The sequence below is a fragment of the Enterobacter sp. KB-221C9 genome (assembly GCF_041320715.1).
Lineage (GTDB): Bacteria > Pseudomonadota > Gammaproteobacteria > Enterobacterales > Enterobacteriaceae > Enterobacter > Enterobacter asburiae_D.
In genome coordinates, this window is record NZ_JBGIWG010000005.1 from 151,834 (window position 1) to 165,074 (window position 13,241).

Sequence of the window (13,241 nt, forward strand, 5' to 3'; positions counted from 1 at the left end):
GCGCGCCGAAGCTGACCAGACAGTCGCCGCTTCGTCGTCGTCCCTTTCGGGGGAGACGGGCGGAGGGGAGGAAAGTCCGGGCTCCATAGGGCAGGGTGCCAGGTAACGCCTGGGGGGGAAACCCACGACCAGTGCAACAGAGAGCAAACCGCCGATGGCCCACGCAAGCGGGATCAGGTAAGGGTGAAAGGGTGCGGTAAGAGCGCACCGCGCGGCTGGTAACAGTCCGTGGCACGGTAAACTCCACCCGGAGCAAGGCCAAATAGGGGTTCACAAGGTACGGCCCGTACTGAACCCGGGTAGGCTGCTTGAGCCAGTGAGCGATTGCTGGCCTAGATGAATGACTGTCCACGACAGAACCCGGCTTATCGGTCAGCTTCAACTTCTTAAAAAACCCCGCTTCGGCGGGGTTTTTGCTTTCAGGGTGCTGTAGGTCGGGTAAGCGCAGCGCCACCCGACAAACGACATCAATTCTCATATTTGCGACATTAAGCACATTTCACTGTTTTTATCCCCTCGGTATCGCTTCTGCATCTGTAGACGATCGCCATCACAAAATTTCACGCTAAAAAACAGGTGATTTTTAGTATTGATAATTTGTTATGATTGTTACCTTAATGATCGCGAAACTTTTCTCGTTTGATATGCATATATTGAAAACAAATACATTTCTCCCGTGAATATGTGACGTATTCCACTCTTTTCCGCAAGCCTGAAAATTCACGTCGTAAAAAATTGATAAATTGAAAGAATGTTTCAAACAAATAGCGGTTATTTATTGGCCTTTAATTGCCTGAAATATCGTCTTTATTGATTTTTTCTGAACGGTAAAATTTATCAGGGTTATCGCCATAAAATAAATTTATTACCGCTATTTTTGTTGATCAATATCAGCGTAGTAGCGTATTTGTATTATGGTATCTTTTTGATAAATAGTGATTTTATTGGTTTTTTGATGTGTGGGTTAAGGGGCCTGGAAAGCAAATTGTGAGTAACAGCACATACCCCTTCAAACATTATTGGGTAGAATTCATTCCGTCATAGGGAAATAAGTGCAGAATATTATGAACACTATTATTCTACCGAAAACACAGCACCTCGTGGTATTTCAGGAAGTCATTAAAAGTGGCTCCATAGGTTCTGCAGCAAGACAGCTGGGCCTGACGCAACCCGCCGTCAGCAAAATCATCAGCGATATTGAGTCCTACTTCGGCGTGGAAGTGATGGTGCGTAAAAACACCGGCGTAAAACTCACCGCCGCGGGCCAGGTTCTGCTCTCGTACTCAGAGTCGATCACCCGCGAAATGAAAAACATGGTGAGTGAGATTAACAGCCTGAGTTTCAGTACCGTTATGGACGTCTCCTTTGGCTACCCGTCGCTGATCGGCTTTACCTTCCTGTCTGAGATGATCAAAAAATTCAAGGAAGTGTTCCCGAAAGCGCGCGTCTCGATGTATGAAGCTCAGCTCTCTTCTTTCCTTCCGGCCATTCGAGACGGTCGTCTGGATTTCGCTATCGGCACGCTGAGTGATGAAATGCTGCTGCAGGATCTGCACGTCGAACCGCTGTTTGAGTCCGAGTTTGTGCTGGTCGCCAGCAAAACGCGAACGTGCACCGGCCCGACGACACTGGCATCGCTCACGCACGAGCAGTGGGTGATGCCGCAAACCGATATGGGCTACTACAAAGAACTTCTGACCACTCTGCAAGACAACCACATCAGCATCGAAAACATCGTCCAGACCGATTCCGTCGTCACCATTTATAACCTTGTGCTGAACGCCGATTATCTGACGGTCATTCCCCGCGACATGATTGCACCGTTCGGTTCTGACCAGTTTATTGTGCTGCCAGTAGAAGATGAATTACCCGTTGCGCGTTATGCCGCCGTGTGGTCAAAAAATTACAGGATTAAGAAATCGGCGTCAGTATTAGTTGAGCTGGCAAAACAATATTCGTCGATGAATATCGAAAGACGACGATGAATAATTAGCACCCATTTTAAAAACACCCAGAGCGTTAACGTGTTAACGCGCTGATACCCTGACTTTGCCTGAAAAGAATGAATTATTATAACGAGGATATTATGCATATTACCTACGATCTCCCGGTAACGATTGAAGATATTCAGGACGCCAGAAAACGACTGGCAGGAAAGATATATAAAACCGGTATGCCACGTTCGAATTATTTGAGCGAACGTTGTAAGGGCGAAATATTCCTGAAGTTTGAGAACATGCAGCGTACCGGCTCGTTTAAGATCCGCGGCGCGTTTAACAAGTTAAGCTCGCTGACCGACGCTGAAAAACGTAAAGGCGTTGTCGCCTGTTCCGCGGGGAACCACGCGCAGGGTGTGTCCCTCTCCTGCGCCATGCTGGGCATCGACGGCAAAGTGGTGATGCCGATGGGCGCGCCGAAATCCAAGGTTGCCGCTACCCGCGATTACTCCGCAGAAGTCGTGCTGCACGGCGAGAACTTCAACGACACGATCGCCAAGGTCAGCGAAATCGTCGAGATGGAAGGGCGTATTTTTATCCCTCCTTATGATGACGCCAAAGTCATTGCTGGGCAGGGCACCATCGGTCTGGAAATTCTCGAAGATTTATACGACGTGGATAACGTCATTGTGCCTATCGGCGGTGGCGGTTTAATTGCCGGGATCGCGACGGCAATTAAATCCATCAACCCCACCATTAATATCATCGGCGTGCAGTCAGAAAATGTTCACGGCATGGCGGCATCGTATCAGGCCGGAGAAATAATGAGCCATCGCGTTACCGGCACGCTGGCCGACGGCTGTGATGTTTCTCGTCCCGGTAATTTACCGTTCGAAATTGTTCGCGAGCTGGTTGATGACATTGTGCTGGTCAGCGAGGACAACATTCGCGACAGCATGATCGCGCTTATTCAGCGAAATAAAGTGGTGACGGAAGGGGCCGGCGCGCTGGCCTGTGCCGCGTTATTAAGCGGCAAGCTCGACCACTATATTCAGGGTCGTAAAACCGTCTGCATTATTTCCGGCGGCAATATCGACCTCTCTCGTGTTTCCCAAATTACCGGCTTCGTTGACGCATAAAGGTGACCTATGAGCAACACAGAAAGCATTATCGTTGGCCAGACAAAAACGTCCTCCTGGCGTAAGTCTGATACCACCTGGACGCTTGGCCTGTTTGGTACCGCCATTGGCGCAGGCGTGCTGTTCTTCCCCATTCGCGCAGGCTTTGGTGGATTGATCCCTATCCTGCTGATGCTGGTTCTCGCGTTCCCGATTGCGTTTTACTGCCACCGCGCGCTGGCGCGTTTGTGTCTGTCCGGTAGCAACGTCTCCGGCAACATCACCGAAACGGTGGAAGAGCACTTTGGTAAGACCGGCGGGGTGGTGATCACTTTCCTCTACTTCTTCGCCATCTGCCCGCTGCTGTGGATTTACGGTGTCACCATTACCAATACCTTTATGACCTTCTGGGAAAACCAGCTCCAGATGCCCGCGCTGAACCGCGGCGTGGTGGCGCTGTTCCTGCTGCTGCTGATGGCCTTTGTTATCTGGTTTGGTAAAGACCTGATGGTGAAGGTCATGAGCTTCCTGGTGTTCCCGTTTATCGCCAGCCTGGTGCTGATTTCCCTGTCGCTGATCCCTTACTGGAACTCGGCGGTGATCGACCAGGTCAACCTGAGCGATATCGCCTTCACCGGTCATGACGGCATTCTGGTCACGGTGTGGCTGGGTATCTCCATCATGGTCTTCTCCTTCAACTTCTCGCCTATCGTCTCCTCGTTTGTGGTCTCCAAGCGCGAAGAGTACGAGCCGACGTTCGGTAAAGAGTTCACCCAGCAGAAATGTTCCAAAATCATCGGCCGCGCCAGCCTGCTGATGGTGGCCGTGGTGATGTTCTTCGCCTTTAGCTGCCTGTTCACGCTCTCTCCGCAGAACATGGCGGAGGCCAAAGCGCAGAACATTCCGGTGCTCTCCTACCTGGCGAACCACTTTGCATCAATGTCAGGAACCAAATCGACGTTCGCAACGGTACTGGAATACGGTGCCTCCATCATCGCGCTGGTGGCTATCTTCAAATCCTTCTTCGGCCACTACCTGGGCACGCTGGAAGGGCTGAATGGCCTGATCCTCAAGTTCGGCTACAAGGGCGACAAGAAGAAAGTCTCTGTTGGCAAACTGAACACCATCAGCATGGTGTTCATCATGGGCTCCACCTGGGTTGTGGCCTACGCCAACCCGAACATTCTGGACCTTATTGAAGCCATGGGTGCGCCAATCATCGCCTCTCTGCTGTGCCTGCTGCCGATGTACGCCATCCGCAAAGCGCCGGCGCTGGCGAAATACAAAGGGCGTACCGAGAACATCTTCGTTACCGCGGTCGGCCTGCTGACCATTCTGAATATCGTTTACAAACTGTTCTAACCCATTGCTCAGGAAGAGCGGAGTCACATGATGATTGAGTTTCCGGTTGTACTGGTTATTAACTGCGGATCGTCCTCTGTTAAGTTTTCGGTGCTCGACGCCAGCAGCTGCGATGCCCTGATGACGGGCATTGCAGATGGGATCAACACCGAGAAGGCCTTTATTTCCGTGAACGGGGGTGAGCCAGCCAGACTGGCTCACCAGGACTACGAAGGGGCGCTGGCTGCCATCGCCCTGGAGCTGGAGAAGCGTAACCTGATGAGCAGCGTGGCCTTAATTGGCCACCGCATTGCGCACGGCGGCGACCTCTTCAGCGAGTCGACCCTGATCACGGAAGAGGTGATCGCGCAGATCCGCCAGGTCTCCCCGCTGGCGCCACTGCATAACTACGCCAACCTGAGCGGCGTGGAAGCGGCAGAGCGCCTGTTCCCGGGCGTGCAGCAGGTCGCGGTATTTGATACCAGCTTCCACCAGACGCTGCCGCCGCAGGCGTATCTGTACGGATTGCCGTACCGCTATTTTGAAGCGCTGGGCGTGCGCCGCTACGGCTTCCACGGGACCTCTCACCGCTACGTGGCCGCGCAGGCGCATACGCTTCTCGGGCTGTCCCCCGATGACAGCGGCCTGGTGATTGCCCATCTCGGCAACGGGGCGTCCATCTGTGCGGTACGCAACGGCGAAAGCGTCGATACCTCGATGGGAATGACGCCGCTGGAAGGGCTGGTGATGGGTACGCGCTGCGGCGACGTGGACTTCGGCGCGATGGCGTGGATTGCCCAGCAGACCGGGCAGTCGTTTGAGGATCTGGAGCGCGTGGTCAATAAAGAGTCCGGGCTGCTTGGGATCTCCGGTATCTCCTCCGATTTACGCGCGCTGGAGCAAGCCTGGCACGAAGGCAATGAGCGGGCGCATCTGGCGATTCAGACCTTCGTTCACCGCATCGCGCGGCACATTGCGGGTCACGCTGCGTCGCTGCATCGCCTGGATGGGGTGGTCTTTACCGGCGGCATTGGCGAAAACTCGAAGCTTGTCCGCGCGCTGGTGGCGGAACATCTGAACGTGTTCGGCATCCGCCTCGACGACGCCAAAAATGCCCTGCCGGGCAGCGCGGGTGAGCGCGTGATCTCCACCGAGTCGTCCCGCGTGGCCTGCGCGGTGATCCCTACCAACGAAGAAAAAATGATCGCGCTGGACGCCCTCCGTCTTGGGAAGGTTACCCCGGCCGCGGCTTACGCCTGATAAAGCGAGAAACACATGAAAGTAACAATCGATACGGGCGTCGCGCCCTACAGCGACGCATGGGCCGGGTTTCGCGGTGAAGAATGGAAAAACGCCGTCAACGTCCGCGATTTTATTCAGCATAACTACACCCCTTATGAAGGCGATGAAGCTTTCCTCGCGCAGGCGACGCCAGCAACGACGGCGCTGTGGCAGAAGGTAATGGTCGGCATTCGCCAGGAGAATGCCACCCACGCCCCGGTGGATTTTGATACCAACATTGCCACCACCATTACGGCCCACGGGCCGGGCTATATCGACCAGGATCTGGAGACGATCGTCGGCCTGCAAACCGATAAGCCGCTCAAGCGTGCGCTGCACCCGTACGGTGGGATCAACATGATTCGCAGCTCGTTCGAAGCCTATGGCCGGGAGATGGATCCGCAGTTCGAGTACCTGTTTACCGACCTGCGCAAAACCCACAACCAGGGCGTGTTTGACGTCTACTCCCCGGAGATGATGCGCTGCCGTAAATCCGGCGTGCTGACCGGTCTGCCGGACGGCTACGGGCGCGGACGCATCATCGGTGACTATCGTCGCGTGGCGCTGTACGGGATCGCTTATCTGGTGCGCGAGCGTGAACTCCAGTTTACGGATCTGCAGGGCAGGCTGGAGCGTGGTGAAGATCTGGAGGCGACGATCCGCCTGCGTGAAGAGCTGGCGGAGCACAGGCGCGCGCTGCTGCAGATCCAGCAGATGGCGGCTAACTACGGCTTTGATATCTCACGCCCGGCGATGAACGCCCAGGAAGCGGTACAGTGGGTCTATTTTGCCTACCTTGCCGCGGTGAAATCCCAGAACGGCGGAGCGATGTCGCTGGGGCGCACGGCCTCGTTCCTCGATATCTACATTGAACGCGACATGCAGGCAGGCAGGCTGAATGAAGTCCAGGCGCAGGAGCTGATCGACCACTTCATCATGAAGATCCGCATGGTGCGCTTCCTGCGCACGCCGGAATTCGACACGCTCTTCTCCGGCGATCCGATCTGGGCGACGGAAGTGATCGGCGGCATGGGGCTGGACGGGCGCACGCTGGTGACCAAAAACAGCTTCCGCTATCTGCACACGCTGCACACCATGGGGCCTGCGCCGGAGCCAAACCTGACGATCCTCTGGTCTGAACAACTGCCGATCGCGTTCAAGAAATACGCCGCGCAGGTGTCGATCGTCACCTCTTCGCTGCAGTATGAGAACGACGATCTGATGCGTGCGGACTTCAACAGCGACGACTACGCCATTGCCTGCTGCGTCAGCCCGATGGTGATCGGCAAGCAGATGCAGTTCTTTGGCGCGCGTGCCAACCTCGCCAAAACGCTGCTGTACGCGATCAACGGCGGGGTGGACGAGAAGCTGAAGATCCAGGTCGGGCCAAAAACCGAGCCGCTACTGGACGACGTGCTGGATTACGATACCGTGATGGCGAGCCTCGATCACTTTATGGACTGGCTGGCGGTGCAGTACATCAGCGCCCTGAACCTCATTCACTACATGCATGATAAGTACAGCTACGAAGCCTCGCTGATGGCGCTGCACGACCGGGACGTCTATCGCACCATGGCCTGCGGCATTGCCGGGCTGTCGGTAGCCGCGGATTCCCTGTCGGCCATTAAATATGCCACGGTGAAGCCGGTGCGCGACCATACCGGACTGGCGGTCGATTTTGTGATTGAAGGGGACTATCCTCAGTACGGCAACAACGACGACCGCGTGGACAGCATCGCCTGCGACCTGGTGGAACGCTTTATGAAGAAAATTCAGGCGCTGCCAACCTACCGCAACGCGGTGCCAACCCAGTCGATCCTGACCATCACCTCCAACGTGGTGTACGGCCAGAAGACCGGGAACACGCCGGACGGACGCCGCGGCGGCACGCCGTTTGCGCCAGGCGCGAACCCGATGCACGGCCGTGACAGAAAAGGGGCGGTGGCCTCGCTAACGTCGGTTGCCAAACTGCCGTTCACCTATGCGAAAGACGGGATCTCGTATACCTTCTCCATCGTGCCGCAGGCGCTGGGCAAGGACGAGCTGGTGCGCAAAACCAACCTGGTAGGGCTGCTGGACGGGTATTTCCATCACGAAGCATCTATAGAGGGCGGGCAGCATCTGAACGTCAACGTCATGAACCGGGAAATGCTGCTGGATGCCATCGCGCATCCCGAGAATTACCCGAACCTGACGATCCGCGTGTCAGGCTATGCGGTGCGTTTTAATGCGCTGACGCGCGAGCAGCAGCAGGATGTGATTTCGCGAACGTTTACCCAATCTATCTAAAAGCGAGTTCTCATGCCCCCTCAACGCAGGGGGCATTTTTTTGCCCGCTAAACATACAAAATTGTTTATATAATTACTCACACATATTCATCCGCTCTTGAAAAACAATACGCCTGCTTTTCCCTATAACAGCATGTAAGGACAGTAAGATGATGAAAATGACCCGTATTGCGCTGGTTGCCGCCTCGCTGGCAGTGTGCAGTTTTACGGCACAGGCCGCGAACGTTGAGGCAGCCCCTTCTCCATCGCAGGATCCGCTGGTACAGCACCTGAAGCTCAGCAATGAGCAGGTTAAGAAGATTGACGATCTGCATAAGCAGCTTGAACAAAATGTCAGCAAGATCCCGGTGACGGGCGTGAAGGACGGCGCGCTGATCGACATGTTCCAGGCGGGTAAATGGGACGAAAGCACGGTGAAAAGCCAGCTTGCTGCCTTTAGCAAAATTGAAGAGCAGACCCGCTATTACCGCGTGAAATATTACTTCGACGTCAGCCAGGTTTTGACGCTGGAACAGCGTAAACAGATTAGAACCGATATGGCCAACGCGCTGGCAGAGTGATTTCGGACGTCGCGTACGGCACCGGTTGATTCTGCCGTGGCTCGATCGGTTCCCTCTCCCATTGGGAGAGGGTTAGGGTTAGGGTTAGGGTGAGGGTATTCTTTAAACCGGCAAATCAATCAGCAGCGCGCGCAGCGGCGTATCCGCCACCAGGGTGATATTCGCTTCATCACGAATAAACGCCCCGTCGCCGCAGGTGAGCGCTTCTTTCTCTTCCGTGTGCGTCACCGCATGCACCGTACCGTGAATAGACTGCAAATAGGCGCGCGGACCATGAAGCTGGAAGCTCGCCTGTTCACCTTTCTTCAGCTCGATATGGTGCAGCCACACCTGCTGACGCAGCTGAAGACTACCTTTACTGCCGTCCGGCGATGCAATCAGCTGCTGCTTATCGCCCGTTAAATCTAACTTCTGTACCAGCGGATTTTCCCGCTCAGGGCAGGCGTCCAGCCAAAGCTGCATACGGGTCAGCGTTTTGTCTTTGCTGAGGTTATGCTCGCTGTAGCTGATGCCCGGCTGCGTGGAAATTAACAACGCTTCGCCAGCCTTTGCCTGGACATGATTGCCCTCGCTATCGCGGTATTCTGCCTCGCCTTCCAGGATCAGGTTCAGGATATCGACTTTCGGGTACGTACGCGGCTGGAAGGAGGCGCCCGGGGCGAGCACTTCCTGGTTCAACACGCGCAGTGAAGCGTAACCGAGGAGTTTAGGGTCAAAGTAGTGTCCAAAGGAAAAGGTGTAGCGGGCCTGCAGCCAACCGAAATCGGCTTGTCCGCACTGTTTAGCTGTTCTTGTCGTAATCATAAACTTGACCTCTCTTTACACTAAAACAATGGTAAAGGTATGGACGCTGCATTGTTAGCCAGATATTCTGCCCGGTATGTTCAAATTTCCTGAATGAGAACGAGATGGCTAAAGAGAGAGCATTGACGCTTGAGGCGCTTCGCGTCATGGACGCGATTGACCGGCGCGGCAGTTTTGCTGCGGCGGCAGATGAGCTGGGGCGCGTTCCGTCTGCGCTAAGCTACACCATGCAGAAGCTGGAGGAAGAGCTGGACGTGGTGCTGTTTGACCGCTCCGGTCATCGAACAAAATTCACCAACGTGGGGCGAATGCTGCTGGAGCGCGGCCGCGTGCTGCTGGAAGCGGCGGACAAGCTCACGACGGATGCGGAAGCGCTGGCGCGCGGCTGGGAAACCCATCTGACGCTGGTGACGGAAGCACTGGTGCCGACTGAAGCGCTGTTCCCGCTGGTGGACCGCCTGGCGGCGAAGGCCAATACGCAGCTGTCAATCATCACCGAGGTGCTGGCAGGCGCGTGGGAACGTCTGGAGACGGGCAGGGCGGATATCGTCATTGCGCCGGACATGCACTTCCGTTCCTCATCGGAAATCAACTCGCGCAAGCTTTACAGCGTGATGAACGTCTACGTTGCCGCACCTAATCACCCGATTCACCAGGAGCCGGAGCCGCTCTCAGAGGTGACGCGCGTGAAGTATCGCGGCGTGGCGGTAGCGGATACCGCGCGCGAGCGTCCGGTGCTAACGGTGCAGCTGCTGGATAAGCAGCCTCGTCTGACGGTGACCTCCCTGGAAGACAAACGGCAGGCGCTATTGGCAGGTCTGGGCGTGGCGACCATGCCGTACCCGTTTGTGGAAAAAGACATTGCTGAGGGGCGGCTGCGCGTTGTCAGCCCGGAATATAGCCACGAGGTAGATATCATTATGGCGTGGCGTCGCGACAGCATGGGCGAAGCTAAATCGTGGTGCCTGCGCGAAATACCGAAACTCTTCGCCCACCACAATAAATAAACGAGTAGGCCCGGTAAGCGTAAGCGCCACCGGGCGTTATTTTACGCGCCGATCTTAGGATCGGGGCCAAAGCGGTTTTCGCCCGGCGTCCCGCTCTGGCAGTTGAAAATCAAAATCACGATCCAGCCAATAATCGGTATCAACAGCAGCAATAGCCACCACGCTGAACGATCGGTGTCGTGCAGTCGACGGAACAGCACCGCCCATGATGGCAGCAGGACCAACAGGCCATAAATGGTGGTCAGCACGCCTTCACCGCCAGCCCGCTCCCAGCCGAGAATTTTATCCACAATACCCAGCACCATGATGAGGATGAAGTTCACAAGAACGAACATCCAGTACTCTTTGCGGCGGGCACGGCCACCAAATCCAATGTAGTTGCGCAGTACTTTTAAATACCAGTCCATTTTTCCTTGCCTCAATAGTCGGTCAATCACTTGTTTTCTAAGCAATCAAAGTAAGGATAGATGGAGATTGTGAATTAAAAAAGGGCATCCATTGATGCCCTTAATATTTATCCAAAACGGACGTCGCGCCCGTGAGGTTCATCCAGATCCTGCCACGGACCTATGGAGATAATGCCCGTCGGGTTGATGGTTTTGTGGCTGCGGAAATAGTGGGTGCGAATATGGTCGAAGTCGACCGTGTCGGCAATACCCGGCATCTGGTAGATGTCGCGCAGGAAACCATACAGGTTCAGGTAATCGCTGATGCGGTGCTTGTCGCACTTAAAGTGGGTGACATAGACCGGATCGAAACGAACCAGCGTGGTCCAAAGGCGAATGTCCGCTTCCGTCAGGCGATCGCCCGTCAGGTAGCGATGCTTGCCCAGGAGCTGTTCCAGACGCTCCAGCGATTCAAACACCTTTCCAACCGCTTCGTCATACGCTTCCTGGCTGGTGGCGAAACCGGCCTTGTAGACACCGTTGTTGACGTTGTCGTAAATCCAGCTGTTCAGCTCATCAATTTTCTCACGCAGCTCAACCGGATAGTAATCTCCGGCACGGGCGCCGTGCGCGTCAAACGCGGTATTGAACATGCGGATGATTTCCGCAGACTCATTGCTGACAATCGTCTGGTTTTTCTTGTCCCACAGCACCGGCACGGTAACGCGCCCGGTGTAATGGGGATCGGCGCGCAGATAGAGCTGGTAAAGGAAATCGTGGTGGTAAAGATCGTCGCCGGTCGCCGCAGGGAAATCACTGTCAAACGTCCAGCCATTTTCCAGCATCAGCGGGTTCACGACTGAAACAGGAATGAAGGATTCGAGACCTTTAAGCTTGCGCACGATCAGCGTGCGGTGTGCCCACGGGCAGGCAAGTGAAACATAAAGATGATAACGGTCTTTCTCCGCCTCGAAGCCGCCTTCGCCGCTCGGGCCTGGCGCACCGTCGGCGGTCAGCCAGTTACGGAAGGCCGAAACTGAGCGCTTGAAGCGACCTCCGGTGGATTTGGTGTCATACCAGACATCCTGCCATACGCCGTCTACGAGTTGTCCCATTTTTTCTCCTCCGTCAGATAGCAAAAGCGAGGAGATGTCTCCTCGCTTTGTGTTCATTCAGTATAGCGTGCTTACCATTTCTTATTCAGAACGCGGTCGATGCTGTATGCGCCCGGGCCAGTGACGGCCAGCAGCAGGAAGCCACCCGCGATGGTCAGGTTTTTCATGAACATCAGAGAGTTCACGCCTTCCGCAAAGTTGCTGTGGAAGATGAACGCCGTCAGCACGGTGAAGCCTGCGGTAAACAGCGCGGTGGTACGGGTCAGGAAGCCGAACAGTACCGCCAGGCCGCCGCCGAACTCAAGAAGAATGGTCAGCGGCAGCAGGAACCCCGGAACGCCCATGGCTTCCATATACTGCTGGGTACCCGCATAACCGGTGATTTTTCCCCAACCTGCCACGATGAACAGAATTGGCATCAGAATACGCGCGACCAGTACACCAACATCTTCTAATTTTTTCATTTTACTCTCCAGGAAACCACATGAGCGGCTGAACTTTATTTGTCTGCAATTCCGGGTAGATACCGCGGTATTGCTGTCGATGGAGAGCATCATAAACGGGGCGGGTGGCAATTGTTAGCAAGGAAAACTGTCAATCTAATTCAAAGATATTGAGTAAGGGAGGGGAGCGATTTTGCCGGGTGGCGCTGCGCTTACCCGGCCTACGATTGCATGTAGGTCGGGTAAGGCGTAGCCGCCACCCGGCGGGCTAGCGTAATTGCTGCTGACGGATCGTCGCTTTTACCAGACGCCAGGCGCTCCAGGCGCCAAACCCACGACGGGCCCAGCGGATCAGCATATTCGGATGACGAACGGACCAGATAGCCATCACGCTGCTGCCGACCAGCGCCCATGAACGCAGGCTCAGGACGGTATTCCAGCCCCGGTCAAACCGTCGCGTCGCGTCAATCCAGTCGCGACGACTGGCAGACAGATCCAGCCGTTGCTGCTGGATCTGGCTTAACAGGTACGCTTTTCGCTTTTGACGTTCGGCATTACCGCTCACGGCTAGTCATCCTCCAGCAGGGCGCGATCGTTCGCCAGCTCCTGACGCGTATGGCGCAGGAAAGTGGACTTGCGCGCTTTACGCAGCGTCCAGATACCGCCAATCAACGCTGCGACCAGCAGAACGACGGTGGTGGCAATCATCGCGTTAAGACGATACTGCGGGTCAATGGCCCAGATGATTAACACCATCAGGCTCATCAGACCAAACGCGGCGAAAAGCATGGTCAGCCCAAGCATCAGCAGCATCTGGAAGAGGTTCGCTTTCTCCTCTTCCAGCTCGACCACTGCCAGCCGGACGCGCGTTTCGGCAATCCCGACCAGCGTGGTTAAAATACGCTGGCCGATGCCGAGGACGTTGTTAGCAGGCCCTTGTGCGTGACGAGGATCTTCCAT

The 13,241-nt window shown here is 55.3% G+C and carries 13 protein-coding genes and 1 other RNA gene; 8 read left to right on the top strand and 6 right to left on the bottom strand.

Features of this window, described 5'->3' with window-relative positions; all coding sequences use genetic code 11:
* Nucleotides 1–7: 7 nt before the first annotated feature.
* From rnpB to AB8846_RS09025, 7 genes are all read left to right on the top strand, one after another.
* Nucleotides 8–384, top strand: an RNA gene (rnpB, locus tag AB8846_RS08995) — RNase P RNA component class A.
* Between the two features lie 680 nt (nucleotides 385–1,064).
* Complete coding sequence (gene tdcA / locus AB8846_RS09000) at nucleotides 1,065–1,985, top strand: transcriptional regulator TdcA (protein WP_008501504.1); 921 nt, start codon at nucleotides 1,065–1,067, stop codon at nucleotides 1,983–1,985.
* Between the two features lie 101 nt (nucleotides 1,986–2,086).
* A complete protein-coding gene (gene tdcB, locus AB8846_RS09005; protein WP_032640996.1) occupies nucleotides 2,087–3,076 on the top strand; it encodes a bifunctional threonine ammonia-lyase/L-serine ammonia-lyase TdcB in 990 nt (329 codons plus the stop codon).
* Nucleotides 3,077–3,085: 9 nt separating this feature from the next.
* On the top strand, nucleotides 3,086–4,417 hold the full coding sequence (tdcC, locus tag AB8846_RS09010) for a threonine/serine transporter TdcC (protein ID WP_370732535.1): 1,332 nt from the start codon (nucleotides 3,086–3,088) through the stop codon (nucleotides 4,415–4,417).
* 30 nt (nucleotides 4,418–4,447) lie between these two features.
* The gene (tdcD, locus tag AB8846_RS09015) at nucleotides 4,448–5,656 is read left to right on the top strand and encodes a propionate kinase (protein ID WP_370732630.1); all 1,209 of its coding nucleotides are present in this window, start codon (nucleotides 4,448–4,450) and stop codon (nucleotides 5,654–5,656) included.
* 15 nt (nucleotides 5,657–5,671) lie between these two features.
* Nucleotides 5,672–7,966, top strand: coding sequence for a formate C-acetyltransferase (pflB, locus tag AB8846_RS09020; protein ID WP_059347593.1), 2,295 nt, complete (start codon nucleotides 5,672–5,674; stop codon nucleotides 7,964–7,966).
* Nucleotides 7,967–8,115: 149 nt separating this feature from the next.
* Nucleotides 8,116–8,526 (top strand): Spy/CpxP family protein refolding chaperone, encoded by a 411-nt coding sequence (locus tag AB8846_RS09025; RefSeq protein WP_370732537.1) that lies wholly within the window; start codon nucleotides 8,116–8,118, stop codon nucleotides 8,524–8,526.
* A gap of 102 nt (nucleotides 8,527–8,628) precedes the next feature.
* On the opposite strand, the gene AB8846_RS09030 is transcribed toward AB8846_RS09025, so the two are convergent.
* The gene (locus AB8846_RS09030) at nucleotides 8,629–9,330 is read right to left on the bottom strand and encodes a pirin family protein (protein WP_023309295.1); all 702 of its coding nucleotides are present in this window, start codon (nucleotides 9,328–9,330) and stop codon (nucleotides 8,629–8,631) included.
* 104 nt (nucleotides 9,331–9,434) lie between these two features.
* Between AB8846_RS09030 and AB8846_RS09035 the strand changes: the two genes are divergently transcribed.
* Complete coding sequence (locus AB8846_RS09035; RefSeq protein WP_023333543.1) at nucleotides 9,435–10,337, top strand: LysR family transcriptional regulator; 903 nt, start codon at nucleotides 9,435–9,437, stop codon at nucleotides 10,335–10,337.
* Nucleotides 10,338–10,378: 41 nt separating this feature from the next.
* Here AB8846_RS09035 and AB8846_RS09040 read toward each other — a convergent pair whose 3' ends face one another.
* From AB8846_RS09040 to AB8846_RS09060, 5 genes are all read right to left on the bottom strand, one after another.
* A complete protein-coding gene (locus tag AB8846_RS09040; RefSeq protein WP_029739660.1) occupies nucleotides 10,379–10,744 on the bottom strand; it encodes a DUF805 domain-containing protein in 366 nt (121 codons plus the stop codon).
* A 107-nt stretch (nucleotides 10,745–10,851) separates the two neighbouring features.
* Nucleotides 10,852–11,838 carry a glutathione S-transferase family protein gene (locus tag AB8846_RS09045; protein WP_370732538.1) on the bottom strand — a complete coding sequence of 329 codons (987 nt, stop codon included), beginning with the start codon at nucleotides 11,836–11,838 and terminating at the stop codon, nucleotides 10,852–10,854.
* A 71-nt stretch (nucleotides 11,839–11,909) separates the two neighbouring features.
* Nucleotides 11,910–12,302, bottom strand: a complete 393-nt coding sequence (locus tag AB8846_RS09050; RefSeq protein ID WP_023309292.1) for a DoxX family protein — start codon at nucleotides 12,300–12,302, stop codon at nucleotides 11,910–11,912.
* A 247-nt stretch (nucleotides 12,303–12,549) separates the two neighbouring features.
* On the bottom strand, nucleotides 12,550–12,846 hold the full coding sequence (locus AB8846_RS09055) for a YqjK-like family protein (protein ID WP_063143538.1): 297 nt from the start codon (nucleotides 12,844–12,846) through the stop codon (nucleotides 12,550–12,552).
* Nucleotides 12,847–12,848: 2 nt separating this feature from the next.
* Nucleotides 12,849–13,241, bottom strand: a complete 393-nt coding sequence (locus AB8846_RS09060; protein WP_023333540.1) for a phage holin family protein — start codon at nucleotides 13,239–13,241, stop codon at nucleotides 12,849–12,851.